General features: G+C 65.4%; 24 protein-coding genes. 9 read left to right on the plus strand and 15 right to left on the minus strand.

What is annotated here, in order from left to right:
* Positions 1-138 precede the first annotated feature (138 nt).
* Complete coding sequence (locus DDF70_RS07680; RefSeq protein WP_205772405.1) at positions 139-834, minus strand: hypothetical protein; 696 nt, start codon at positions 832-834, stop codon at positions 139-141.
* A 302-nt stretch (positions 835-1136) separates the two neighbouring features.
* Complete coding sequence (locus DDF70_RS07685) at positions 1137-1484, minus strand: YkvA family protein (protein ID WP_425374061.1); 348 nt, start codon at positions 1482-1484, stop codon at positions 1137-1139.
* A 120-nt stretch (positions 1485-1604) separates the two neighbouring features.
* On the opposite strand from DDF70_RS07685, the gene DDF70_RS07690 reads away from it, so the two are divergent.
* Positions 1605-2390: an SDR family NAD(P)-dependent oxidoreductase gene (locus DDF70_RS07690; protein WP_114944274.1), complete on the plus strand. Its 786-nt coding sequence runs from the start codon at positions 1605-1607 to the stop codon at positions 2388-2390.
* Positions 2391-2392: 2 nt separating this feature from the next.
* On the opposite strand, the gene DDF70_RS07695 is transcribed toward DDF70_RS07690, so the two are convergent.
* The 8 genes from DDF70_RS07695 to DDF70_RS07730 form a co-directional block, all read right to left on the minus strand.
* Entirely contained in the window at positions 2393-2800 is a 408-nt protein-coding gene (locus tag DDF70_RS07695) for a GFA family protein (RefSeq protein ID WP_114944275.1), read from the minus strand.
* Between the two features lie 3 nt (positions 2801-2803).
* A complete protein-coding gene (locus DDF70_RS07700; protein WP_114944276.1) occupies positions 2804-3106 on the minus strand; it encodes a 4a-hydroxytetrahydrobiopterin dehydratase in 303 nt (100 codons plus the stop codon).
* 66 nt (positions 3107-3172) lie between these two features.
* A complete protein-coding gene (locus tag DDF70_RS07705) occupies positions 3173-4189 on the minus strand; it encodes a YeiH family protein (RefSeq protein ID WP_114944277.1) in 1017 nt (338 codons plus the stop codon).
* 224 nt (positions 4190-4413) lie between these two features.
* The gene (locus DDF70_RS07710; RefSeq protein ID WP_114944278.1) at positions 4414-5004 is read right to left on the minus strand and encodes a histidine phosphatase family protein; all 591 of its coding nucleotides are present in this window, start codon (positions 5002-5004) and stop codon (positions 4414-4416) included.
* A 223-nt stretch (positions 5005-5227) separates the two neighbouring features.
* A complete protein-coding gene (locus DDF70_RS07715; RefSeq protein ID WP_114944279.1) occupies positions 5228-5536 on the minus strand; it encodes a putative quinol monooxygenase in 309 nt (102 codons plus the stop codon).
* 361 nt (positions 5537-5897) lie between these two features.
* Positions 5898-6434 (minus strand): RNA 2',3'-cyclic phosphodiesterase, encoded by a 537-nt coding sequence (gene thpR / locus DDF70_RS07720; protein ID WP_114944280.1) that lies wholly within the window; start codon positions 6432-6434, stop codon positions 5898-5900.
* Positions 6435-6635: 201 nt separating this feature from the next.
* The gene (locus DDF70_RS07725; RefSeq protein ID WP_114944281.1) at positions 6636-11459 is read right to left on the minus strand and encodes an NAD-glutamate dehydrogenase; all 4824 of its coding nucleotides are present in this window, start codon (positions 11457-11459) and stop codon (positions 6636-6638) included.
* Between the two features lie 117 nt (positions 11460-11576).
* On the minus strand, positions 11577-11918 hold the full coding sequence (locus tag DDF70_RS07730; protein ID WP_114944282.1) for a winged helix-turn-helix transcriptional regulator: 342 nt from the start codon (positions 11916-11918) through the stop codon (positions 11577-11579).
* 95 nt (positions 11919-12013) lie between these two features.
* Here DDF70_RS07730 and DDF70_RS07735 point away from each other — a divergent pair, with 95 nt between their 5' ends.
* The 3 genes from DDF70_RS07735 to DDF70_RS07745 all read left to right on the plus strand — a co-directional run bounded on the left by DDF70_RS07735 (position 12014) and on the right by DDF70_RS07745 (position 15120).
* On the plus strand, positions 12014-13030 hold the full coding sequence (locus DDF70_RS07735; protein ID WP_114944283.1) for a zinc-binding alcohol dehydrogenase family protein: 1017 nt from the start codon (positions 12014-12016) through the stop codon (positions 13028-13030).
* Between the two features lie 600 nt (positions 13031-13630).
* Complete coding sequence (locus DDF70_RS07740; protein ID WP_114944284.1) at positions 13631-14011, plus strand: DUF2794 domain-containing protein; 381 nt, start codon at positions 13631-13633, stop codon at positions 14009-14011.
* A gap of 113 nt (positions 14012-14124) precedes the next feature.
* On the plus strand, positions 14125-15120 hold the full coding sequence (locus DDF70_RS07745) for an SDR family oxidoreductase (RefSeq protein WP_245435404.1): 996 nt from the start codon (positions 14125-14127) through the stop codon (positions 15118-15120).
* Here the strand turns inward: DDF70_RS07745 and DDF70_RS07750 are convergent, their stop codons facing one another.
* The gene (locus DDF70_RS07750; RefSeq protein ID WP_114944285.1) at positions 15121-15654 is read right to left on the minus strand and encodes a GNAT family N-acetyltransferase; all 534 of its coding nucleotides are present in this window, start codon (positions 15652-15654) and stop codon (positions 15121-15123) included.
* 112 nt (positions 15655-15766) lie between these two features.
* Between DDF70_RS07750 and DDF70_RS07755 the strand changes: the two genes are divergently transcribed.
* A complete protein-coding gene (locus DDF70_RS07755; RefSeq protein ID WP_114944318.1) occupies positions 15767-17242 on the plus strand; it encodes an MFS transporter in 1476 nt (491 codons plus the stop codon).
* 59 nt (positions 17243-17301) lie between these two features.
* Here the strand turns inward: DDF70_RS07755 and DDF70_RS07760 are convergent, their stop codons facing one another.
* The 3 genes from DDF70_RS07760 to DDF70_RS07770 all read right to left on the minus strand — a co-directional run bounded on the left by DDF70_RS07760 (position 17302) and on the right by DDF70_RS07770 (position 21616).
* Positions 17302-18084 carry a Bax inhibitor-1/YccA family protein gene (locus tag DDF70_RS07760; RefSeq protein WP_114944286.1) on the minus strand — a complete coding sequence of 261 codons (783 nt, stop codon included), beginning with the start codon at positions 18082-18084 and terminating at the stop codon, positions 17302-17304.
* A 231-nt stretch (positions 18085-18315) separates the two neighbouring features.
* Positions 18316-20904, minus strand: a complete 2589-nt coding sequence (locus DDF70_RS07765) for an ABC transporter permease (protein WP_114944287.1) — start codon at positions 20902-20904, stop codon at positions 18316-18318.
* Between the two features lie 13 nt (positions 20905-20917).
* A complete protein-coding gene (locus DDF70_RS07770; RefSeq protein ID WP_425374059.1) occupies positions 20918-21616 on the minus strand; it encodes an ABC transporter ATP-binding protein in 699 nt (232 codons plus the stop codon).
* Positions 21617-21681: 65 nt separating this feature from the next.
* On the opposite strand from DDF70_RS07770, the gene DDF70_RS07775 reads away from it, so the two are divergent.
* From DDF70_RS07775 to DDF70_RS07785, 3 genes are all read left to right on the plus strand, one after another.
* Positions 21682-22341, plus strand: a complete 660-nt coding sequence (locus DDF70_RS07775) for an arylesterase (RefSeq protein WP_114944289.1) — start codon at positions 21682-21684, stop codon at positions 22339-22341.
* A gap of 64 nt (positions 22342-22405) precedes the next feature.
* Entirely contained in the window at positions 22406-23449 is a 1044-nt protein-coding gene (locus tag DDF70_RS07780) for an aldo/keto reductase (RefSeq protein WP_114944290.1), read from the plus strand.
* Between the two features lie 212 nt (positions 23450-23661).
* A complete protein-coding gene (locus tag DDF70_RS07785; RefSeq protein ID WP_009493654.1) occupies positions 23662-23982 on the plus strand; it encodes a heavy metal-binding domain-containing protein in 321 nt (106 codons plus the stop codon).
* A gap of 7 nt (positions 23983-23989) precedes the next feature.
* Here the strand turns inward: DDF70_RS07785 and DDF70_RS07790 are convergent, their stop codons facing one another.
* Complete coding sequence (locus DDF70_RS07790) at positions 23990-25369, minus strand: MFS transporter (RefSeq protein ID WP_114944291.1); 1380 nt, start codon at positions 25367-25369, stop codon at positions 23990-23992.
* Between the two features lie 255 nt (positions 25370-25624).
* Between DDF70_RS07790 and DDF70_RS07795 the strand changes: the two genes are divergently transcribed.
* Entirely contained in the window at positions 25625-26179 is a 555-nt protein-coding gene (locus DDF70_RS07795; RefSeq protein ID WP_114944292.1) for a tetratricopeptide repeat protein, read from the plus strand.
* Positions 26180-26204: the final 25 nt, after the last annotated feature.

A 26204-nucleotide genomic window follows, 5' to 3' on the forward strand; every position in this document is an offset into this window, starting at 1 on the left:
GAGCGTCCGGCCGATGACACCCTCTCACGTCATGGCCGGTCTCGTGCCGGCCATCCCGGTTGGACAGGCTCGGCGCTTCAACCAATCGAGATCACCGGCACAAGGCCGGTGATGACGTAGGTAGAGCTTAGGGTCACGTTAGGACGCGCACTCCTTGCGGGCGTGCTCCAGAGCCTTGCCGAAGCCGTTCAGGGAGTAGCGGTCGGTCAGGCTCGAGCCACGGGCGGATTGCATCTTCACGGTCACGGTTCCGCTTCTCGCCATGGTGGCGATGGCCTGGCCTTCCTCGGCGGGGTTCTTGAGCCAGGCATTCGTCGCCTTGGTGATCAGGGCATAGGAGGCATTGCCCACGGCGGCTTCCGCCGGGCCGTTCTCCTTGGCCGCGAAGCCGAGCACCAGGGCGACCTCGTTCTTCACGTTCTCCGCCGGTCGGAACGAGACGAAGAGATAGGCCGGATCCCGGTTCACGTTCTTCGGCAGCCGGTCCTTGGGCTGGCTGAGGGCATAGCAGATCTTCGAGCGGCCGGTCTGGGCCGTATAGACGCCCCAGTCGCCGTAGGACGTGAGGAGCGAGGCGCCGCCCGGCCCCGTGGCGGCCTGCGTTGCCTTCGCGGCACCCGCACCCGCGGCTGCTCCGGCGGCCGCTGCGGCGGCAGGTTTTGCCGGACTGGTCTTGGCTGCCGGGGCAGGCTTGGCGGCCGGCTTCGCCGGAGCCGGTCGTGTCGATTGCTGTCCACGCTGGGGCTGAGCCAGAGCTGCAGGCCCAGTTCCGATGACGAACAAGGCGGAAAGGATGCCCGCGGCGATGCCGCGCTGGAAAGATGCAGTAATCATGGGGCGGACCATACAGGCGGATGGTTAAGAACTTTTCACCATCTCCGTTAAGGCTGTGCCAGGGGATTGGCGATGCGTCGAAACGTGGCGGCGGAGCAAGAATGGCGCTTTCAGCTGAACAGGAGCCCAATAAAAAAGGGTCGCCGAAGCGACCCTGAGGTGTACGAATAAAGCTTATTCGTCTTTCAAATGCCAGGAGATGGAAAATGACTTCAACGCAACAAGATCTTTATAAACTAACTATAATAACATTGCAATAAGTCAATATTCTTTGTTTGGAATATGGTCCTAACGCAGATGAGCTAAGCTTGCTCCGATGTATCCTTCAAGGCCTCCCGCGCCTTTTCCCTGTGTTCTTCCGTAATGGAACCAGCCACTTGCGTGATCGCCGCAGCCAGAACAGCTGCGTCATCGGCAAAGCCCAGCAGCGGCAGGAAGTCGGAAATCGCGTCCGCAGGGAAGACGAAATAGGCGATCGCCCCGACGAGAATCAGCTTCACCCGGCGCGGGGTCGACGGGTCGGTGGCGCAGTAGAAGGCAGCCACGAGGTCCTCGGCGAAGGGGATCTTGCCGGCAACCCGCTTCAGCTTCTGCCAGAATCGGCGTTTCAGGCCCTCCTCGTCCCGGGTCTCCTGGCGTATGGCCTCCATCTCGGCCTTGGTGAAAGGCTTCATGAAGGGTGCGCTCATATCCTGTGCTCCTTACAATCGTGTGCGTTCCCGTTGCGTCGAGGATAGCTTAAGACGTCTCCGGATGCAGGGAGAAAAGCCATGAAGCTCGACAAATTGATGGCGGCAATCGTCACCGGAGGGGCGTCCGGTCTCGGCGAGGCGACCGCACGCATGCTCGCCGCGAACGGCGCGAAGGTCGCCATTCTCGATATGAACGCCGAGCGCGGCGAAGAGGTTGCCCGCGAGATCGGCGCGGTGTTCTGCAAGGCGGACGTGACCGACGAGCTCTCCATCGATTCGGCGCTCGCCACCGCGCGCGCCGCGAACGGCATCGAGCGCATTCTCGTCAACTGCGCGGGCATCGCACCGGGCCGGCGCACGGTCACGAAGAAGCGCGAGACCGGCGAGCTGATTTCCCACGACGTGGCGAGCTTCCGCCGCGCGGTCGAGATCAACCTGATCGGCACCTATGCGATGATCGCCAAATGCGCCACAGCCATGGCCGGGCTCGATCCGGTCACGCCCGACGGCGGGCGCGGCGTCATCGTCAACACCTCGTCGGTGGCCGCCCAGGACGGCCAGATCGGGCAGGCGGCCTATGCCGCTTCCAAGGGCGGCGTCCTGGGGCTGACGCTTCCCGTCGCCCGCGACCTGTCGGGTTTCGGCATCCGGGTGATGACGATCATGCCGGGCCTGTTCCACACGCCTCTCTTCGAGGGCATCGCGGAGGATTACCGCAAGGCGCTGGAGGCCAACGTGCCGTTCCCCTCCCGTCTCGGACGGCCGGAGGAATATGCGACCCTGGTGAAGGCCATCATCGAGAACGACATGCTCAACGGCGAAGGCATCCGCCTCGACGGCGCTTTGCGCATGCAGCCGAAATGACCTTATGAGGTTCTCTCGCCCCGGTTCTCCGGATAGCTGATCAGATCCGGGGTGCGAAGCCAGTGCTCGCGGCGCTTCGCCCAGGCCTCATAGGTCGGCGTGAAGAGATTGGGTTCGTCGAAGGCGCCGAGCCTGATTTCGATTTCGCTGCCCGAATCCCGGTCGAAGACCTGCGAGCCGCAGACCGGGCAGAAGCAATCCTCGACGTTCGGCGTCGCGGACCAGCCCCGGAAGTCGCCTGAGATCGTGACCTGATCGGTGGCGAAGATCACAAAGGCGCTGAAAGGTGAGCCGCTGATCTTGCGGCAGGTCATGCAATGGCAGAGCCCCACGCGCTTCGGCTCGCCGCGCGTCGTGAAGGTCAGCTGCCCGCAGGCACAGCCTCCCGTACGGATGCGCGTCTCGATCATGGCCTATCCCTTCACCATGCCTACGGCGATCTGGTCCATGCGCTGCGCCAGTTCGATGTCGCGGCGCGTCAGGCCCTTGGCGTCATGGGTGGCGAGCGTCACCTCGACCCTGTTGTAGGTGTTCGACCATTCCGGATGATGGTTCATGGCTTCGGCCACGAGCGCCACGCGGGTCATCCAGCCGAAGGCCGCGTTGAAGTCACGGAAGACGAACCGCTTGGTGATCGCGTCGCGTCCTTCGACGAGCGTCCATCCGTCGAGAGCCGGCAGGAGTTCGGAACGTTCTGATTCGGTCAGGCGGGGCATCTGCGCACTTCATCGTCAGGAAAGAGTGTCTTTAGTGATGAAGCACGGGCGCGACGTTTCAAGTCCTTATGCGATCCCCAGAAGCCGGATCAGACCCAGGCTGATCGCGAGCAGCACCAGGAGCGAGAGCGTGACCGCCAGCGTCACCCGCGCGCCGACGGTTCGGAGCACCTTGAGATCCACGCCGAGGCCCAGCGCGGCCATGGAAACGACGGTGAGCAGCGTTGCCGTCGGCACGATGGCCCGCAGGATCGCATCCGGCACGAGGCCGACGGAGCGCATGAGCGCCAGTCCCAGGAAACCGACGATGAACCAGGGAACGAGCCGGCTCCAGCTCAGGCCCGGTCTGGCGTCCTGCGTGGTACGTCCCGCCACGAGGGAGAGCGCGATCACCACCGGTCCCAGCATCAGCACGCGCACGAGCTTCACCAGGGTTCCGAGCTGCGTGCTGACGAGGCCGACCGGCATGGTCGCGGCCAGCACCTGCGGCACCGCGTAGACTGTCAGGCCCGCCAGCACGCCGTATTGGGTCGCAGACAGGCCGAGCATGGGCACCAGCAGGGGCAGGGTGAGCACGACGATCACACCGAGGACGGCCGTGAACGCAATGGAGGACGCGACATCCTCCGGCTTCGCGCCGATGACCGGCGCCACGGCGGCAATCGCCGAGTTGCCGCAGATGGAATTGCCGCAGGCGACCAGGATCGCCATGCGCCGGGGCAGCCCGAGCCATCGGCCGAGCCCGTAGCTCGCCCCGATGGCGAGCGCCACCACGACGGCGATGCCGGCGATAAGCCCGAAACCGGCATCGAGCACGGCCTGAAAGCTGATCGAGGCACCGAGCAGCATCACGGCGACTTCGAGCAGGGTCTTGGCGGAAAAGCCGATGCCGGGAGCCCAGCGTCTGTCCGGTGTCCAGAAGGTTCGCACGACAGTGCCGATGAGGATCGCAATGACGAGTGCCTCGAGCCAGGGCCGCCCGGTCCAATGCTCCTCGAGCCATTGCAGGCCCATGGCCGCAAGCGCGACGGCCGCGCACAGAACGATGCCGGGCGCCAGTTGCGCGATGCGGGGGGAGATCATGGAATTGCTTCAGTCCTGGGTGTCGCCCAGGGGCTAGTCCCAAGGCCGGCAGGATGCAAGCGTGAAACGCACCGTTGTCATTCCGGGGCCGCGGAGCGGAACCCGGAACCCATAAACACGACGCGCCAGAAGCGGTGAGCAGCGTTACGACGCTTCTTACACTGTCAGCGGCTATAGGTTCCGGGTTCGCCTGCGGCGCCCCGGAATGACAGTCAGAGTTTTACTCAATCCCCGAACCCCTCCTCGATGGCGCGCCAATTCTGGGTCAGCGTGAACGAATCGCGGTCGATGACGATGAAGCAGCCGCCGCCCGGATGCTGAGGGCGGCTTTCCTGGCCGATCTCGACCTTCTGCAAATGCGCTGTCAGCAGGCATCCGACGCCCCCGTGGGAGACGACGACGATGTCGTCGGAGGTCTCGTCTTCGCGCAGGATCCGGCGGATGGCGTTCACGATGCGGGTCTGCGCGTCGACGGCGCGCTCCCATCCGCGGATGCTCTCGTGCGGGCGGCCGAAGAACTCGCGCACGACGTCCCAGAATTCCGGCGGTGCGATGTAGCCGGTCGCGGAACGATCGTTCTCGCCCAGATCCTCATCCGTGTCGTAGGACAGGCCGAGGGCCTCCGCCACAATGGCGGCCCCGTCCATCGCCTTGCGCTCGGTGCTGGAATAAACGGCGGACACGTCCCGGTCCGCAAGCAGCCCGGCGAAACGCTCCATACGGGCGCGGCCGGTCGCGTTCAGGGGCCATTCGGGAACGGGCCGGGCGGGGTCGATGACCACCTCGGGATGGGTGATGAAGATGAGCGAAGCCATAAGCGAGAAGTAACAGAATCTGCCGTTACCGTCGAGCTAGAGCATCGTGCGGAAAACCGGATCCACTTTTCCGTCCGAGCGCTAGAGGCACGAGCTTGTACAAATAGTTCGCCGCGACCAGCGTGCTTTGAGTAAACCCAGCCTGGGCCAACACCAGACATGCCGTAGCGCATGCGCGCTACCCACGTATGACAGTCGCTACCGGAGAGATCGCCCAGATTGTCTACTTCGCCGATTTGTCCGCGATAATACTCAACTTATGAATTTCTGGTGTCTTGGCGAACATGTCGCCTGCCGTGATCTTCTCCATCAACGCGGCTGCGACCTTTCCGTTGAGATGCGCGTCGCGTCCAGCCTCGTCATCGAAGGTATCGAATATGGCGAAAGAGGAAGGTCCTTCCTGAATCGCATACCACGAGATCGTTCCGGGTTCGGCGTTCACCAAAGGAACCGCCGACCGCAGGAAGTCCGCGACCTCTTTCTCCTTGCCGGGCTTGGCTTCAAGCGGAACGTACAGCGCGAACTTTGTCATTCTGCTCTCCTGTTCTGATCTTCGCGAGTGTCTGCCGGCTGCCAATCGGCTTCGTGTCATGAAGCGCCAACCGCATAATTCCTGGCGCCGGACTTCGTGCCCTGCAGAACTCTTTATAAGTTGCAGTTGCGACAATTTGACTGATACAGCGCGCGGCGCGTTGTCATCCGGCTCACTGTTGAAACGCTCATTTTCTAACCAAGCTCGATCAAAACGCCGAGCAAGGGTTATCGAACGCGCCGGCCGTTTGGAACGTTCGCTTCCCCCGCGCGAGGTGAACGCACCTGACACGTATGTTGTACGCGCAGGCTCGGTCGGTAGGTGACCCTCGCGACGGGTACCAAGCGTCAGATTTCGACCACTAGCTTAAGGGGTAGGCAGCCTCGACGATGTACGGCCCGCCGCCCACGGAACTGCGCGAGGAGTACAGGACGAAGCGGTCGGCCACGAAGGTCAGTTTCGGGAAATGGCCCCGGGTCGCAATGTAGTCGGCCACGGCGAGCGGCGATACGTTGCGAAGCCGCGCCAGAGTCACGTGCGGGGTGAACCTGCGCGTCTCGGGCGGCAGGCCGACTTGGCGCACGAGACGTTCCTGCTCCGCCTGCACCTCGTTCAGCTCGCCGTTGCCGGCGACGCGGGCGAAGACTGCGCGGGGTTTCCCGCCCCCGAAGGTGTCTAGCCCGTCGATGGTGATGGTGAGAGGAGCGCGCTGGCGCCTTTCGCCCAGGATCGACGTGATGTCGTCCGCCATGCGCTCGTCGATGTCACCGATGAATCGCAGGGTGAGGTGATAGTTCTCTGGATCGATCCAGCGCGCGCCGGGAAGGCCGCCGCGAAAGCCCGAAAGGGCCAAGCCGATCTCGGCCGGGACCTCGATGCCGGTGAACAGACGGGGCATGCGACACCTCCCGGGCTGCTGGTGTGATTGAGACGAATGGTAAGAGGGGTTTGTTCCGCCCAGAGCCAAACCCCCGTCGCCATCACCGGCCTCGTGCCGGTGATCTCGATCGGAGAGCCGCCGAGCTTCTCCGTATCGAGATGGCCGGGACGAGCCCGGCCATGACGGAATTGTCTCACTCCGCCTTCGCCCCCGTGACGATCAGCTCATCCGTGCGAGATCGCCGAGCAGGCTCGCCGCGACGGTGATCTTCGACAGGGTCAGGCCCGAAGAGACGATGCCGTCGACCGCGCTGCGGATGCGGTTGACGTCGGCGCCGCGCTTGTCGCTCCAGGCCTGCACGGCCTCGGCGCCGGACAGGTCCTGGGACGCCACCTCCGCCGTGAGGCCGCGATGGGCATAGGCGATGCTGTCGATGGCGCGGTCGAGGGCCAGCCGATCGAAATAGTCGCTGACGGTGATCTCCTGTGCCGCCCCGATGAGCGCTCCGAGGCGGAAGGACGCTTCGAGGGCGAAGTGGGTACAGGCGATGTCGCTGACGGGCTTGCCGGTCTTCTGCGCCGTCTGCACGATGTCGGGCGCGGCCACGAGGTCGGGCAGCGCCGCGATGCGGCGTGCCAGATCCTCCGGCGTGCCTGCATCCACCAGGACCTTCGTGCGCGCATTCCACGCCTCCTGTGCCTCGGGCGAGAGCGTGACGGTGAGGCTGCGCTCCACCTCGGCGATGCCGGCCCGATAAGTGCCGATGATCTCGTCGAGGGAATGGTTCACGAAATCCACGTTGCGGATGAACCAGACGATCCGGTTCATCAGGAGATCCTGCAGCTCGCCGTAGAGATGCAGCTGCATCTTGCCGGGCACGACTCCGTCGAGAGCGTCGATGGCGACGTTCATCTCCGCGAGGCCGAAGGAGTCGCGGGTGGCCGCATAGGCCGCCGCGATGGTCGGCGCATCCGCGCCGGTCTGGTCCACGAGGCGGGCCACCATGGTCGGGCCGCCCCGATTGATGATGGCGTTGGCGAGCTGCGTCGCGATGATCTCGCGGCGCAGGCGGTGGGTTGCAATCGCATCCGGGAAGCGCTCGCGCATTTCCGCCGGGAAATAGCGGTCGAGCTCCTTGCCGAGATAGGGATCGTCCGGCACCGCGCTCTCGAGCAGTTCGTCGTGCAGCGCGAGCTTGGCATAGGCGAGCAGCACGGCGAGCTCCGGACGGGTGAGCGCCTCGCCCCGGCGGGCGCGCTCCGTCAGGTTGTTGTCGTCGGGCAGATACTCGACCGTCCGGTTGAGGCGGCCCTGAGCCTCCAGCATGTGCATGAGCCGGCGCGCGAAGCCGAGATCGGCGGCGCCGCGCTGCTCGGAGAGCGAGATGGCCAGCGTCTGCAGGTAGTTGTTGCGCAGCACGAGAGCCGCGACGTCCTCGGTCATGTCGGCAAGCAGCGTGTTGCGCTGTTCCTCCGTGAGGCGTCCGTCGCGCTCGGGCGTCGTGAGCGCGATCTTGATGTTCACCTCCACGTCGGAGGTGTTGACGCCGGCCGAATTGTCGATGGCATCCGTGTTGAGGCGAACGCCGCTCTGCGCCGCCTCGATGCGCCCGCGCTGCGTGACGCCGAGATTGGCGCCTTCGCCGATCACCTTGGCGCGGACCTCCGGCCCGGTGATGCGGATCGCGTCGTTGGCGCGGTCGCCCACCTGCTCGTCCGTCTCGATGGACGAGCGGATATAGGTGCCGATGCCGCCGAACCAGAGCAGGTCGACACGACTTTTCAAGATCGCGTGCATCACCTCGGCGGGTGTCGCCTGCGGCTTGTCGATGTCGAGGAGCGTGCGCATTTCGTCCGAGAGCGGGATCGACTTCGCATTGCGCGGGAACACGCCGCCGCCTTGGGAGATCAGCGCCTTGTCGTAATCCTGCCAGCTCGACCGGGGCAGATTGAACAGCCGCTCGCGCTCCAGATAAGAGGCTTCCGGATCCGGGTTCGGATCGATGAAGATGTCACGGTGGTCGAAGGCCGCTACGAGCTTGAGCGCCCGCGACAGCAGCATGCCGTTGCCGAACACGTCGCCCGACATGTCGCCCACGCCCGCAACCGTCACCGGGGTGGTCTGGATGTCGATGTCCATCTCGCGGAAGTGGCGCTTCACCGCCTCCCAGGCGCCGCGGGCCGTGATGCCCATCTTCTTGTGGTCATAGCCCTGGCTGCCGCCGGACGCGAAGGCATCGCCGAGCCAATGGCCTTTCTCGATGGAGAGCGCATTGGCGATGTCGGAGAAGGTGGCCGTGCCCTTGTCGGCCGCGACCACGAGATAGGGGTCGTCGCCGTCGTGCCGCACGGTATCGGGCGGCGGGACGATGCTGTCGCCGACGATGTTGTCGGTGAGCTGCAGGAGCGTGCGCACGAAGATGCGGTAGCTTTCCGTGCCTTCCGCCAGCCAGGCCTGCCGGTCGCTTGCCGGCGGCAGGTGCTTGGGCACGAAGCCGCCCTTGGCGCCCACGGGCACGATGACCGCGTTCTTGACCTGCTGCGCCTTGACGAGGCCCAGCACCTCCGTGCGGAAATCCTGCGGCCGGTCGGACCAGCGCAGGCCTCCGCGCGCCACCTTGCCGAAGCGCAGATGCACTCCTTCGACGCGGGGCGAATAGACGAAGATCTCGTAGAGCGGTTTCGGCAGGGCTAAGCCGTCGACCTTGGCGCATTCGAACTTGAACGCGATGGTCTGGCGCGGCAGGCCGTTGTCTTCGAGCTGGAAGAAGTTGGTGCGGATCGCGGCTTCGATCAGGTTGACGAAGCGGCGCAGAATCCGGTCGTCGTCGAGGCTCGTGACCTCCTTCAGCTGGTCTTCGATGCGCTCGCGGATCGTGGCCTCGGCGGCTGCGCGTCCTTCACCTTTTCGCGGATCGAAGCGCGCATAGAACAGCTTGACGAGATCGGCCGTGATCGTGCCGTGGCGCGCCAGCGTCTCGGCGATGTAATCCTGCGCATAGGTGACCTGGATCTGGCGCAGGTAACGGCCGAGAGCCCGCACCATGGCGACATCGCGCCAGCCGAGCCCGGCTTCGAGCACGAGGCGGTTGTAGCCGTCGGATTCCGCCAGCCCCCGGAAGAGCGCGAGCAGCGCCGCTTCGACGAGAGACCGGATCTCGTCGATCTCGATCGTGCCACCTGAGGCGCGCTCCAGGGTCATGTCGTGGAGCCACACGCGATCTGTGCTCGAGAAGGCGACCCGATAGGTACGCTCGTTGACGACGCGGAAGCCGAGGTTTTCCAGAAGCGGCACGCGCTCCGACAGCGGGAGCGACATGTTGAGCGAGAACAGCTTCAGGTTCACGCGGGTTTCGTCGTCGGCTTCGCGGCGATAGAGGTCGACGGCGCGGGGACGGGCCTCCGAGAGCTGCTCCAGGAGAGCGATGTCGGCAATCGCCTGCTCGGCCCCGAAGGCCTCGCGATAGGCCGCGCTGAAGGCTTCGCCGTAGCGGGATGCCAGAGCTCGCGCGCGGGCGCCGCCGACACTGGCGTCGAGCGCGTCGCGCAGCGCATCGCTCCAGGTGCGCACGATGGCGGAGATGCCCTTCTCAAGGGCCTCCCGCGGCACGTCCGGCGTCTCGCCCTCGTCGCGGCCGATGATGTAATGGGTGCGGGCGAGCGGGCCCTCCGGATAATCCGGATAGGACGCGGAGACGCGTCCCCCGTAGATGCCCGCCAGGAACTGGCCGATGCGCTGGCGCGCCTGGGTGTCGTAGCGGTCCTTCGGCACGAAGACGAGCACCGAGACGAAGCGGTCGAACTCGTCCACGCGCGCAAGCGCCCTCACCCGCGGGCGCTCCGACAGGTTCATGATCTCGATGGCGAAGTGATAGAGCGTGTCCTCGTCGATCTGGAACAGCTCGTCGCGCGGATAGCTTTCGAGCACGTTGAGAAGCGCCCGGCCCGCATAGCTTGCCGGATCGAAGCCCGCGCGGGCGACGATCTTCTCCACCTTGTGACGCAGGTACGGCACTTCGCCCGTGGTGTTGGTGTAGGCGCTCGCCGTGAACAGGCCGACGATGCGCAATTCACCCCGCAGATGCCCGCTGTCGTCGAACAGCTTGACGCCGATATAGTCGAGATGCGCCCGGCGATGGACGCGCGACTTCACGTTCGCCTTGGTGATGATGAGCGCCTTCGGACGCGCCAGGAAGGCGCGGATTTCCGGCGTCATCGCAACCAGTTCGCGGCCGCGGCGCAGCACGCGCACGGATGGGTCGCGCAGGAGGCCGAGGCCCGAGCCTTCGACCGGATCGGCCGCCGTGTCGTCCGAGGGCAGTCGGTATTCGCGCAGACCTAAGAACGTGAAGTTGTCCCGCGAGATCCAGTCGAGGAACGCGATGGCTTCCTTCACCTCGTCCTCCGGCAGCGGTGGAGGATTGAGGCGGTAATTGTGGACGATCTCGGCGATGCGGGAGCGCATGCCCGGCCAATCGTGGACCGCGACGGAGACGTCCCGGTGGACGAGGCGCATGGCCTCGATCAGGCGGGTGCGGGTCTCGGGATCATCGAGGCGCGGCAGGTGGATGTGGATGAAGCTCTCGCGCTTCACGCCGAGCCGGAGAGCAGCCGTCGCCTCGCCCACGAGGCGCACGAGGGCGCCGCCCGCATCCCGCTCCACCGCCAGGATCGGGTGGGCGACGAGGAGCGGCTCGTAGCCCTCGTCCACGACCTCGGCGAGGGTCGAATCGAGCAGGAAGGGCATGTTGTCGTTGACGATTTCCAGCACCGTCACGTCCTGGCGCCGGCCCTCGCGCTCGATCTCGAAATCGAAGAGGCGGATATCCGCCCCGTCGGCCGTGCGGGAGGCCTTCAGGTGCTCGAAGGCTTCCGCAGCGAGATCCGCCAGGGTCTTCGGCGAATAGGACGCGAGATCCTCCGACGGGACGCGCCCGTACAGATCACGCACGAAGGTTGGCGGAATGGCCTTATGGCCTTTTTCCAGCACGGCGACGGCTTCCGCCGTCAACTCGCTTCCGCTGGTGGGGGTTTCCAGCTTCATGCGCGCATCCTCTTACATATCTGGTTGCGGGAGCGTTGCCACAGTGCGGCAGGTTGCGCAACAGAAGCATAAGGTTACTGACAAAGTACGGTAAAGTTGTTGCATCGCACAGGCACTTTACGCTGCCTTCGCCACCTCGGACGACAGATTTGCGTCGCCCCATTCCTTCATGGCCATCAGCACCGGCTCCAGCGACCGGCCGCGCACCGAGAGCGTGTATTCGACCCGGGGCGGCACCTGGGCATAGACCGTTCGCACGATGAGGCCGTCGGCCTCCAGCTCGCGCAACTGATGGGTAAGCATACGCTGCGTAATGGACGGGATGAGCCGGCGCAATTCGTTGAAGCGCAAGGTCCCCCGCAGGAGCTTGTAGAGCACGATGATCTTCCACTTGCCGTCGATCAGGCTCATCGTCCGTTCGACGGAGCAGCCCTGCATTCTCTGCGCCTTCTGCGGCATCACGGTATCCTTTTCGACACTATGGGCTGTTTTTGTGCGTTCTTGCAGCCGTCAACACTATGCTCAACTATGGCTCCGTCAACAGGAGACATGCCATGCGCGCAGTCGGTTACCAGCAATCCCTTCCCATCGAGCAGGACAATTCCCTCATCGATGTCGACCTGCCACGCCCCGAGCCCGGTCCGCGCGACCTGCTCGTCGAGATCAAGGCTGTGTCCCTCAATCCGGTCGATACGAAGGTCCGCATGCGCGCGCAGCCCGAGCCGGGCGGCGTGAAGGTCCTGGGCTTCGACGCGGCCGGGATCGTCCGAGGGACCGGACGGGACGCGTCCCTGTTCAAGGAAGGCGACGAGGTGTTCTATGCCGGCGCGATCACCCGGCAGGGCACCAATGCGGAATTTCATGTGGTGGACGAGCGGCTGGTCGGCGCGAAGCCGAAATCCATCGGCTTCGAAGAAGCCGCAGCTCTTCCGCTGACCACCCTGACCGCCTGGGAGACCCTGTTCGACCGGCTGGAGGTCAAGCGTCCGGTGAAGGGTGCCGCCAACGCCATCCTGATCGTTGGCGCGGCGGGCGGCGTCGGCTCCATCGCGACCCAGCTCGCGCGCAAGCTGACCGATCTGACCATCATCGCGACCGCCTCGCGGCCGGATACGCAGGCCTGGGTCCGGGAACTCGGCGCTCATCATGTCATCGATCACAGCAAGCCGCTCGCCGCACAGGTTGACGCATTGGGCATCGGTGCGCCGGCCTTCGTGTTCTCGATCACCCATACAGAAAATCATTTCGCAGAAATCGCGAAAGCCGCTGCCCCGCAGGGGCGTTTCGCCCTCATCGACGATCCGAAGATACCTCTCGACATCAGCCTCCTGAAGGGGAAGAGCGTGTCGATTCATTGGGAATCCATGTTCACACGCTCCACGTTCCAGACCGCCGACATGGAGCGACAGCACGAGATTCTGAACGAGGCATCGCGCCTGGTGGATGCAGGCACGATCCGGACGACATTGGCCGAAGTCGTCGGGCCGATCAACGCTGCCAATCTCAAGCGCGCTCATTCGCTCATCGAGAGCAACCGCACGCGGGGCAAGCTCGTTCTGTCGGGATTTTGAGGGTGCTCCAACCCTCTCGCGTTATCACCGGCCTCGTGCCGGTGATTGCTTCTGGAGAGCGCGACATCTCATAAGATCGAAATGGCCGCACAAGGCCGGCCATGACGAGGGAGCAAAGTTAAAAACCCGTTAACCGGCAAAGAAAAAGGGCTTTGCGATCTGGACCATCGCAAAGCCCTTTGAGCAAAAGAAAAGGCTGCCTTTGAAGGCAGCCCTGTGTCTCGATGGTGGCCCGGCCCACTGCGCGACTCAGAGGGCTGGGGGGCTGACGTGTCCAAGCCGTTCAATGAGCCGGGCCGTCGAGGCAACTTGAGCATTAACGGCATTCAGTGCGGCTCCATCACGGCGCGATTGGGGCAGGAATATGATTTGCACCAGCATCGGACCCAAAAGTGGAATGCACTTTTGGGATCCGTTCCGATGCTCATGTCTGAGCGGACGCATTGTCTTTGCGGAAAACCGGATCCACTTTTCACCGACGCGGCCCTCTGGGTCCGCACGATGCGCTAAAGAACCCGTGATTCAATGTGTCGTCATGGGTTGATCCCTTAGCCGCCGAAGCCCATCATCAGGATATGTTGATCAGTGATTGGAGGCTTCATGAGCGAAGGTGACATCGCGGAGCCGTTGCGCGGCGGCTCGGTGCAGGGTTCGGCCCACATCGTTCCTTTCCCCGCCGCGCCGAAACAGGTTTCCTTCGACCGTGCCGAGTTGCAGGCCATTCTCAACCTCTACGGCCGCATGGTCGCCGCCGGCGAATGGCGCGACTATGCCATCGATTTCCTGCCCGATAAGGCCGTCTTTTCCATTTTCCGGCGCACGTCCGAAATGCCCCTCTACCGGATCGAGAAGGACCCGAAGCTTGCCAAGAAGCAGGGCGCCTATTCGGTCATCGTCTCGACGGGCCTGATTCTCAAGCGCGGGCACGAGCTCGCCCGCGTGCTGCGGGTGCTCGACAGGCCGAAAGTCGTGTCGGCTTAAGCGACCGATCGGAACCGGAACGCCCTCTCGCTCATCGCGTTGCAGGAATGATGCCTCTGCAGCCGGGCCGGCTCGATGCGCGGCCCGATCACAGCGGCAGCAAGGGGGTATTCATGGCGCGCGACCTGACTGGCCTTTCCGTCGTCATCACAGGCGCGTCGAGTGGCATCGGACGCGCCGCCGCGCTGGCATTCGCCAGACGCGGCGCTCATCTGACGCTTGCGGCACGCCGGGCGGAGCTGATCGAGGAAGTGGCGCATGAATGTCGGGACCTGGGGGCACGAGCCGTTGCCGTCCCGACCGACGTGACCGATGCGGCGGCCGTCGGTCACCTTGCCCAAGCGGCTCAGAGGGCCTTCGGCACCATCGACGTCTGGATCAACAATGCGGGAACGGGCGTGTTCGGTCCCTACCAGGATGCGGACATCGCCCTCCACCGCCGCACGGTCGAGGTGAACCTGTTTGGCGCCATGCATGGTGCCTATGCGGTTCTGCCGATCTTTCTCCGCCAAGGCCATGGCGTTCTCATCAACAATATTTCGCTCGGAGGCTGGGCGCCGAGCCCCTTTGCCGCGGCCTACACCGCCTCCAAGTTCGCCCTGCGGGGATTCACGGCCAGCCTGCGCCAGGAGCTGGGGGATCATCCGGGTATCCATGTCTGCGGCGTGTTCCCGGCCATTATCGACACGCCCGGCTTCGAGCATGGAGCGAATGTCTCGGGCCGGCGGCTCAACCTGGGACCGCTCGTCTACGCGCCGGAGGATGTGGCCGAAACCTTCGTTTCCCTCGTGCGCTGGCCGCGTGACGAAGCTGCGGTCGGATGGCCGGCCCGGGCGGCGCAGGTCGCCTATGCGGTGGCACCCGGCCCGACGGAACACCTGATGGGCGTGGCGATGCGCCGGGCCCTTCGGCGAGCGCCGCCGGAGCCGCGTAGAGAAGGAGCGCTGCTTCAGCCCATTCCGCAAGGCCGTGGTGTGAGCGGCGGCTGGCGCGAGCGGAATGGCCTGCCTTTTTCGGCGCGCCGAACCAGCACCGCTCTGGGCGTCGCGGCCCTGGCGGGATTGGCCCTTCTCCTGGGAACGAGAGCCGCGGCCCGCGCGCGAAGCTGATCAGACCGGCCGCGTCGGCGGCTCGGCCACTCCGCGTCCGAGGGGACGCTGCATCAGCACGGTGGAGAGCCAGCGTCCGTGCTTGTAGCCGATGCCCTTGAGAATGCCGACGGGCTCGAAGCCCAGGCTGCGGTGGAGGCCGATGGAGCCTTTCGATTCCTCGTCGCCGATGACCGCCACCATGAGACGGAAATCCCGCTTCTCGCACTCCTCGATGAGCGCGGCGAGCAGCAGGCGCCCGACGCCTTGGCCCTGGGCGGACGGGGCGACGTAGATCGAATCCTCCACCGTCGAGCGATAGGCCGGGCGCGTCCGGTAGGCGCCCGCATAGGCGTATCCGAGGATCACGCCGTCCTTTTCCGCCACGAGATAGGGATAGCCGCCCTCGAGGATTGCGGTCCGGCGGCGCGCCATCTCGGCCCTGTCGGGCGGATCGAGCTCGAAGGAGGCCGTGCCATGCATCACCGCATGGGCATAGATGACTGTCACGGCATCGAGATCGGATTCGGCAGACGGACGGACGAGAATGCTCATGCCGCTTTTTAGATCATCCAAGGCGTGCCAGGGAACAGCCTTCCGGCCTGGGAAGACTGTCTTTTCACCTCTCTTTTGGCCTACCATGATGCATCATCGGAAAGGCCCGAGCATGAGCGAGTTCAGCCCAGGCAGGACGCAAACCACTGTGGTCTGGACCGCCATCCTGGCCTCCAGCATGGTCTTTGCAGACGGCGCCATCGTGACGGTGGCGATCCCGCAGATGCGCGCGAGCCTGCAGGCATCCCTGTCCGAAATGCAATGGATCACCAACGCCTATGCGCTGACGCTCTCCGCCTTCCTGCTGCTGGGCGGGGCAGCCGGGGATACCTATGGCCTCAGGCGAATCTTCATGATCGGCATCGCCTGCTTCGGCCTGACCTCCCTGTGGTGCGGGCTTTCCGGGTCGGCCGGGATGTTGATCGCCGCCCGCGCCTTCCAGGGCATCGGCGGCGCCCTGCTGGTGCCGGGATCGCTCGCCCTGATCAGCGCTCATTTCCCCAAGGAGGCGCGGGGCAAGGCGATCGGCACCTGGGCGGCCGCCTCCGCCATCGCGGCGGCGCTCGGGCCGATCCTCGGCGGCTGGCTCATCGATATCGGCCCGTGGCAGGCGATCTTCTGGATCAATGTGCCCGTCGCCGCGCTGGCGCTCTGGCTGTGCTGGAAGCAGGTGCCTGAAAGTCCCGTGACGGCGCAGGCGGGCATGGACTGGCGCGGCGCGGCCCTTGCCGTCATGGCGCTCGGTCTCGTCGCCTATGGGCTGACGGCCCTCGGCGACCGGGAGAGCCACCGGATCGTCGCCATCCTGCTGATGCTCGCCGGCTTGGCGCTCCTCGGCCTGTTCCTCCGTCACGAGAAGAGATGCCGGGCCCCCATGATGCCGCTCGACCTGTTTCGCGTCTCCGCCTTCGCCAACGTCAACGCCCTGACCCTGCTGCTCTATTTCGCCCTTGGAGGCGCGTTGTTCTTCCTGCCCACCGCGCTGATCGAGGCCCATGGCTATTCGGCCGCGAAGGCAGGCTCGGTGTTCCTGCCCTTCACCCTGGTCATGGCCGTGCTCTCCCGCCTCGGCGGTGCGATGGCGGACCGGTTCGGCACCCGCCTGCTCCTGACCGTGGGGCCTCTGGTCACGGGCTTGAGTTTCGCGCTTCTGGCTCCGGCCGTCCTGCATGGCGGCTATTGGGTCGCGGTCGTTCCGGTCATGGCCCTCATGGGGCTCGGCATGGGCATCACGGTTGCGCCGCTCTCGACCACGGTGATGAACGCGGTCCCGGACGAGCGCATCGGTGTGGCCTCCGGCGTCAACAACGCGATTTCGCGCGTCGCGGGGCTCATCGCCGTTGCGGGGCTCGGCGTCGTCGCCACCGTGGGATTCCGACAGGCAGCCGCTTGGGCGAAACCGGAGATGGCGGATCTCTTCGCACAGGCCAGTTTCGGCGCCCGGCCGGCGACGGCGGGACTGCCGACGGCCGCAGCGGGGGAAATCTATGCCACGGCCATGATCGGCGGCTTCGGGCTGGTGACCCTGATCTGCGCCGCGGCCGCCGCCGCGAGCGCATGGTTCGGGTACCGCTCGGCACAGGTCTGATCACAAACAAAAGCCCCGGCCTTTCGGCCGGGGCTCGGGATCGTTCGATCCGCTCGTCCTTACTCGTTGCGGTTGCCCACGAGAGCGAGGAGGAACTGGAACATGTTGATGAAGTCCAGGTAGAGCGTCAGGGCGCCGAACACGGAGGCCTTGCCGGCGGCTTCGCTATCGAAGTTGCCGTAGAGGTACATCTCCTTGAGCTTCTGCGTGTCGTAAGCCGTCAGGCCGGCGAAGATCAGGACGCCGATCACGGAAATGCCGAACTGAAGAGCGCTCGACGCGACGAAGATGTTCACGATCGAGGCGAGGATCAGGCCGACGAGACCCATGATCAGGAACGAGCCCATGCCCGACAGGCTACGGTTCGTGGTGTAGCCCCACAGGGACAGCGAGCCGAAGGCCGCCGCCGTGATGAAGAACACCTGCACGACGCTCGCGCCCGTGTAGCGGATGAGAAGCGTCGAGAGCGAGGCGCCCATCACCGCCGCGAAGGCGAAGAAGGTGCCGCGGGCCGAGGCCGCCGTCATCCGCTCCATGCGGAACGAGAAGAAGAAGATGAAGGCCAGAGGCGCCAGCGCCACGATCCACATCAGCGGCGAGGTGTAGAGCGTCACACCGAACTGGGTCAGGCCGACGCTGCCGATGCGGGCGACCGCCTGAGACGGATCGCTCGTGGTGGCGAGCATGTTCACGCCGAGTGCGACCAGGGCCGAGATGGCAAGGCCCAGGACCATGTTGTTGTAGACGCCGAGCATGAAGGCGCGCAGGCCCTGGTCGACCTGTGCCGCCGTCCGGGCAAAGCCGGTGCCATAGGCGTTTTGGTTTTGCTCATACGGTTGCATCGGAGTCCTTTCTCGCGGTGTCCCGTGTGTTTCCTCGAAAGGCTGAGAAGTCAGCCATCGGCCGCCGGGAATGCCGGCGACATGCAAAATATGAGAGGGCGGCCTGCGTTGCGCAAGGGGCAACGCCAAGCTTCAAATCTTCGTGATGCAAGAAAAATGAGGAGCAGAGATGCTGCTGCTCCTCATTTCGATTCATGCGCTAATTTATAACGCCGCCGCCAGGTCGGAGCTTTACAGATTTCTCAAGTAGAGGGCGGGTTTTTGACTGAGGATCCGCCAAGTCCCCATCAGGCCTAAACCCACGCTCACCAGAACGGCCAATGCAGAGGCCAGGACGGCGCCGGACAAATCTAAAGTAAAGCTTAGCGACATCACGCGGGTGATGATGAAGTAAGCCGCAAGCGTTCCCGCCAGCAGCCCGAACAAAGCCGTGGCGAGGCCGAGAAGACCATATTCGAGCGCGTAGGCCGCAATCAGCCGGGCCCGGGTCGCACCCAGGGTCTTCAGCACCACCGCATCGTAAAGACGCGCCCGGTGACCGGCGGCAAGCGCCCCGGCCAAGACCAGGAGGCTCGCGATCAGCGCGATGGAGCTCGCACCCCGGATCGCCATGACGAGCTGCGAGACCACGTCGTTCACCGCCTCCAGGGCATCCTTCACCCGCACGCTCGTGACCATGGGATAGGCTTGGGCGGAGCTCCGCAGGATCCGGGCGTCGAGCGCCGCGTCCGAGCCGTTCGGGAAGGTGACGGTGGCCAGATGCGTGTGCGGCGCACCCGCGAAGGCATTGGGCGAGAACACCATCACGAAGTTGATGCCCATGGAGCGCCACTCGATCTCGCGCAGGTTGGCGATGGTCGCGCTGATGTTGCGCCCGAGCACATTGACGGTGATCTCGTCGCCGATCTTCAGCCCTAGGCCTTCTGCAATCTTGCGGTCGAAGGAGACGAGCGGCTTGCCGCGATAGCCTTCAGGCCACCACTCGCCCTGCACCACCTTCGAGCCTTCCGGCGGCTTGGTCGCGTAGGTGATGCCGCGGTCACCCTCCAGCACCCATGAGATGTCCTCAGGCGCCTTGACGTCGGCCACGGGCCGTCCGCCGAGGGTCACGAGGCGCCCGCGCATCATCGGTACGCGCTCGATATGGGCCTCCGGTGCCTGGCCCTTCAGGAATCCCTCGAAGGCATCCGCCTGCTGGTTGGGGATGTCGAGGAAGAAGAAGCTCGGCGCCCGTTCCGGCAGGCTCTGCGTGAGCTGGCGCGTCAGGTTGGTGTCGATGACCGCGAGCGTCACGAGAAGCGTGATGCCGAGGCCCAGGGAAAGCACGAGCGACGGCGTGAGCGCGCCGGGCCGGTGGATATTGGCAAGCGCCAGCCGCGGTGCCGTCCGGCGGGGGCGCGGCAGGCGGCGGGCGAGCGCCATGATCCCCATCGCCACGAGGCGCAGGAGCAGGAAGGAACCGGCGGCCGCGCCCACGAACATGAGGGCGATCCGCCGGTCGTAAGCTGCGAGCAGCGATAGGCCCACGAGGGCCGTCACAGACAGGACGAGCGCCGTCAGATAGCGCTTGCGCGGCCAGCGCCGCTCCGGGTCGATCTGGTCCCGGAAGAGCCCCGACACCGGCACGTCGTGGGCTCTCCCTAAGGGAGCGAGCGCGAAGACGAGGGCCGTGAGAACCCCGTAGAGGAGCGCGATGCCGAGTTCGCTCCAGGCAAGCGTCGGCGCGATGGGGATCGGCAGGAGATGGCCGAAGAGCCCGGTGACCACGAAGGGCAGCACGGCCCCGAAGGCCAGGCCGATGGCGATGCCCACGAGCGCGATCAGCATCACCTGCGTGAGGTAGAGCAGCACCACCTGCCCGCCCGGAGCGCCGAGGCTCTTGAGCGTGGCGATCGAGGCGCGCTTGCGGTCGACGAAGCCCCGCACCGCATTGGCGACGCCGACGCCGCCCACGAGAAGTGCTGTGAGGCCGACCAGGGTGAGGAATTGCGTGAAACGCTCGATGTTGCGGGCAAAGCGCGGATCGGCGTTGAGGCGCGTGCGGATGTTCCAGCCGGCCTCCGGCAGGACACGGTTCGCCTCGGCTTCGATCTGCGTCAGGCCCTGTTCTGTCGAAAGCTCCGGCGGCAGGGTCAGCCGGTAGGTCCAGCGCACCAGGCTGCCGGGCTGGACGAGGCCGGTGGCCTTCAGCGCCTCCTGCGAGAGCAGGAGCCGAGGGCCGAACCCGATGCCGTCCGCGATCTTGTCGGGCTCGGAGACGAGGCCCGCCCGCAATTCCACGTTGGCGGCGCCGACCGTCACCCGGTCGCCCACCTTCAGGTCGAGGCGCGCGAGGAGCGCCGGATCGACGGCGGCTCCAAAGGCGCCGTTCCTCTCGGCGAAAAGGTCGGCTGGGGGCAGGGGCGGATCGGTTTCGAGCGCGCCGACCGTGGGATAGCCCCCGTCGACCGCCTTCATCTCCACCAGCCCCGAGCCCTTCTCTCCGGCCACCGCCATGGCCCGCATGGTGGCGATCACATTCACCCGGCCATTGGATTCGAGGAACGCCCGCTCGGGTGCTCCTGCCTCCCGCTGGAGCAGGGAGAAGGCCATGTCGCCACCCAGGATCCGCCGGCCCTCGCGGGAGATGCCTTCCGTGAGCGAACGGGACAGGGACGAGACGCTGGCGATGGCCGCGACGCCGAGCGCGATGCAGGCGAGAAAGATGCCGAAGCCTTTCAAACCCCCGCGCAATTCACGGAAGGCGAGGCGCAGCAGGAGGGGCAGCTGCGACGGGGATGCGGGGTGCCGCTGGGGCGTGGCGGGAAGGGAGCCGTGCATGACTGAACGTCCCTCACGCTACGGCCGAGGCCGCGCCGGTCTCGACCTGCCCGGAGCGCAGGCGCACCATGCGGTCGCAGAGGCGGGCGAGGGCGAGATCGTGGGTCACGAGAACCAGGGTCGCGCCCCGGTCGCGCTTCAGGGCGAAGAGCAGGTCGACGATGGACTGGCCGGTCGTCTCGTCGAGATTGCCGGTGGGTTCGTCCGCCACGAGGATCGCCGGATTGGGCACGATTGCGCGGGCGATGGCCACGCGCTGCTGCTCGCCGCCCGACAATTGCGCCGGATAATGGTGCAGGCGATGGCTCAGGCCCACCGATTGCAGCTCGGCCTCGGCCCGCTCGAAGGCGTCGTTCTCGCCCGCGAGCTCCAGGGGCAGGGCCACGTTCTCCAGGGCCGTCATGGTGGGGACAAGGTGGAAGGACTGGAACACGATGCCGATCCGCCGCCCGCGGAAACGGGCGAGCGCATCCTCGTCCAGACCTGACAGGTCGGTGCCGTCGACAATCACCTTGCCCGAATCGGGGCGCTCGAGACCGGCCATGGTCATGAGCAGGGTCGACTTGCCCGAGCCCGAGGGGCCGATGAGCCCGACCGCCTCGCCCCGGGCGACTTCGAGGGAGATGCCCTTGAGAATATGCACCCGCGCAGCTCCGCGCCCGAGGCTCAAATCGACATCGTGCAGCGCGATGGCCTTGTCCTGCATACCCATTCACCCGATCTGTTGGAAACTGTCGAAGACGTCTGTGTAGTTCTGCCTAGATGGGAAGCCTATCGATGAAGCGCCAATCCGGCCCATTCATGACGATCATTTTTGCGTGTGCGGCGACCCTGGCCGCCCTGGTCGCCACTCTTCCGGCCCATGCTCAAGCCAAGCCGATCCGACTCGTGGCGCTGGGCGACAGCCTGAGCGCCGGCTACAACCTGCCGCAGGAGGCGGCCTTCCCGGTCGTGCTGGAAAAGGCGCTGAAGGCCAAGGGCCACAACGTGGAAGTCGCCAATGCGGGTGTCTCCGGCGACACCTCCTCCGGCGGCCTCGACCGGCTCGACTGGTCCGTGCCCGACGGTACCGACGGGGTGATCCTGGAACTCGGTGCCAACGACATGCTGCGCGGCCTCGACCCGGCCGGGACCCGCAGGAACCTGGAGGCCATCGTCGAGCGGCTCAAAAGCCGCAACATTCCGGTGATGCTCGCGGGCATGTATGCCTCGCGCAATCTCGGGCCGGATTATGTGCAGAAATTCGACAGCATCTATCCGGACATTGCGAAGAAGCACGACCTTGTGCTCTATCCCTTCTTCCTGGACGGAGTCGCCGGCGACCGGTCCCTCAACCTGCCCGACGGGCTGCACCCGACGGCCAAGGGCGTCGAGGTCATCGTCGAGCGCATCCTGCCCAGCGTCGAGAGCTTTCTCGCCCGCCTTGCCCAACGCTGAGTCCTTTCAGCGCCTCATTCTTGCCTGAACGCGGTGGATCATTTCGCCGCGAGGAGCTTACCTCATGGAATACCGCCGCCTCGGTCGCACGGACCTCAATGTCAGCCTCATCTGCCTCGGCACCATGACCTGGGGCCAGCAGAACACAGAGGCCGAAGGCCATGCGCAGATGGACTACGCCCTCGACCAGGGCATCAACTTCTTCGACACGGCCGAGCTCTATTCGATCCCGCCCCGTCCCGAGACGCAGGGCTCCACCGAGCGGTTCATCGGCTCCTGGTTCAAGGCCCGGGGCAGCCGCGACAAGGTGATCCTCGCCACCAAGGTGATCGGCCGCTCCGACAGCACCTGGTTCCGGGATGACGGCTCCAAGGGCGAGCTCTCGCGCGCCCAGGTCGAGGAGGCGGTGAACAAGAGCCTGAAGCGGCTCCAGACCGACTACATCGACCTCTATCAGATCCACTGGCCCGACCGCCCCATGCCCTGGGGCTCGAACCCGACGATCTACCGCCACCAGGAAGGGAACTCCCATCCCATCGACGAGACGGTCGAGATCATGACCGACCTGGTGAAGGCCGGGAAGATCCGCCATTTCGGCCTCTCCAACGAGAGCGCCTGGGGCACCATGACGTTCCTCAAGCACGCGGATGCCAAGGGACAGGCCCGGGTGCAGTCGGTGCAGAACGCCTACAACCTCCTCAACCGCACCTATGAGGTGGCCCTGGCGGAGGTCTCCATGCGCGAGAACGTGAGCCTGCTCGCCTATTCGCCGCTGGCTCAAGGGTATCTCACGGGCAAGTACCTCGACGGGGCACGGCCCGCCGGAACGCGCACGACCCTGTTCAATCGCGGCCAGCGCTACGAGAATCCCACCGCCGAGGCTGCGATCCGCAAGTACATCGCGCTCGCGAAGGAGTTCGGCCTGGATCCGGCCCAGATGGCGCTGGCCTTCGTCAATTCCCGCCCGTTCCTCACGTCGAACATCATCGGCGCGACCTCGATGGAGCAGCTGAAGACGGACATTGCCTCCATCGACGTGACGATCACGCCGGAGCTGGAAGAGCGCATCAACGCGATCCACGTCGAACACTGCAACCCGTGCCCGTAAGCACGCTCTCCTCTTCACGTCATCACCGGGCTCGTCCCGGTGATCTCGATTGGAAAGGTGCAGCGCTCCAAGCAATCGGGATGGCCGGCACAAGGCCGGCCATGACGTGGCTGCTGTCATCCCGCCGCACGAAGTGCGGGAAGGGATCCACGATAAGGCGGTGACGTTCCTCCCGTCCCTTCCCATATGAAGCGGAGCAGAAGGAGACGCTCATGATTATCACCACCACGCCGAGCATCGAAGGCCGCCGCATCGCCTCCTATCGCGGCATCGTTTCGGGCGAGGCGATTTTAGGCGCCAACGTGTTCCGCGATTTCTTCGCGTCGATCCGCGACGTGGTCGGCGGACGGGCCGGGTCTTACGAGCGTGTGCTGCGCGACGGGCGCGATACGGCCCTGCAGGAGATGATCGAAGAGGCGCAGCGCCTCGGCGCCCATGCCATCGTGGGCGTTCACCTCGATTACGGTGCCCTCGGCAAGAACGAGGGCATGATGATGGTCTCGGTCAGCGGCACGGCGGTGACGTTGGAGTGAACCGCGCTCACACCCGCTTCACGCCGCTCAAGAGCCAGAACCCTACGAGCAGGAACAGGATCAGCACCGCCGGCCCCGCGGCCTGCGTCTGGAACACGGCCGTCGCCACCGCGACCGCGAGCGGCGCCAGGAAGGACGTGACCTTTCCCGACAGGGCCAGAAGGCCGAAATAGCGGCCCGCTTCCCGGGCCGGGACGAGCCGCGCCAGCAGGCTGCGCGAGGAGGCCTGGAGCGGTCCCGCCACGGCCCCGATGACGAGGCCGAGCAGCACGAACAGCTTTTCGGGCGCGGAGCCGTAGAGGCCGTCATTGGGCGTGGACGGCGAAGTCGGCACAACGAACAGGATATGCTCGCGCCCGAGCGAGAGAACGCCGACGCAGACCAGGGCGAGGATCAGGATCGCCCCGAGGATCACGGGCTTTGCCCCGATGCGGTCGTCGAGCCGTCCGCCGATCAGCGCCCCGAGGGTGCCGGTGATCGTGAGCAGGATGCCGAAGATGCCGAGCTCGATGGCCTGCCAGCCGAACACGCCGGCCCCGTAGATGCCCCCGAAGGCGAAGAGCGCCACCAGGGCGTCCTGATAGACCATGTTGGCGACGAGAAAGCGGCCGACGCTCTCGTGGCGTCGCGCATCCGCGATGGTGCTCCGCACCCGATCGATTCCCTGCCGCGCTGCTTGCCCGAGGCTCATTCCCGAACGCGGGATATCGGGCGTGACGAGGAAGAGGGGCAGCACGAAGACGAGGAACCACACGGCCGAGAACGGGCCCGTGATCCGGTCGCCCTCGCGCGTCGCCGGATCGAGGCCGAACAGGGGATCGAGGCCGAAGACCGTCTTCATGGTCGTCGGATCGGCGGCCAGGAAACCCAGCACGACTACGAGCGACACCAGACCGCCCAGGTAACCCATCGCCCAGCCGGTGCCCGAGAGGCGGCCGTAGCGTTCCGGCGGCACAAGATGCGGGATCATGGCGTTGTTGAACACTGCCGCGACCTCCACGGCGACGGTCCCGAAGGCGAAGCCGACGAGGGCTACCGCAATGGCGAAGGGCTGCCCCGGCGCCGCGTACCACAGGGCGAAGGACGCGATGAACAGGACCAGGCCGCAGCAAGCGATCCAGGGCTTCTTGGGACCCGTCGCGTCGGCGATGGAGCCGAGGACAGGCGAGAGAAAGGCCAGAACGAGCCCGGCGGCAGCGGTCGCATAACCCCAGAGGCTCTGCCCGCTCACGGGATCGGGCGCGAGCGCCGAGGCGAAATAGGGCGCGAACACGAAGGTGGTGATCAGGGTAAAGAAGGGTTGGCAGGCCCAGTCGAACAGCAGCCAGCCAAGGATCGCAGGACGCGAGGCTTTCTGCGAAGGCGCAAGGGGATCGATGTTTCTCACGGGCGTTGGCTTCCAGGCTGTGCTTGATGCTCTTCTATCACCAAAGCAGTTTGCAGCAGGAGGCCTTGCCGTTCCCTTTCCTCACGGGCATTCGCCCCGGATCAAGTCCGGAGCGGTGAGAGAAACAGGCCGTGCCCATCACGGAGCGCCTCAAACTTTGCCGGTTTGTCCTCTCGCCGCGCCGCGCTTCAACGCTATGTCACTCCCCTTGGATTCCCGCTCTTGTGCCTTTCACGGAGGATCGCAAGTCTGTCTATGACGTCTCCTCTGCCGCTCGATACGGTCTTCCAAACGGTCCTCGAGGTTCCAACCCGAACGCCGAGCCCCGATCTGCCGCGCCGCCTGACGGGGCTCTTCAAGGAACTGGCTCTGCCCGAACCGACGCGTCCGGTCGAGGACATCGAGGACCAGATCTGGGCCCTGTGGGGATCGCATGAGGATCGGCTGGCCGAGGAGACCCTGATGGCGGCCGTGGAGGCCATAGGCTCGGGCTCGCTCAAGACTGCCCGGCCCCTGCTCGACCATCTCGTCACCAAGCATCCGGATTGGGCGGAAGCCTGGAACAAGCGGGCGACGCTCGCCTCCATCGAGAAGCGCGACGCCGACAGCCTGCGCGACATCGCCCAGACCCTGCAGTTGGAGCCGCGCCATTTCGGCGCCATCGCCGGCTTCGGCAACATCTGCCTGCGCAACGGCCATCTCAACGAGGCCCGTGCCGCGTTCCAGATCGCCCTGTCCATCAACCCGCACATGGATGATCTGCGGGACATGCTGGAGAACCTGTCGCCGCATCATCTGATGCTGCATTAGAGCATCGTACCAAACGATGTCCCGC

Origin of the sequence: Microvirga calopogonii (assembly GCF_003347665.1) — a bacterium.
Taxonomy (GTDB): Bacteria; Pseudomonadota; Alphaproteobacteria; order Rhizobiales; family Beijerinckiaceae; genus Microvirga; species Microvirga calopogonii.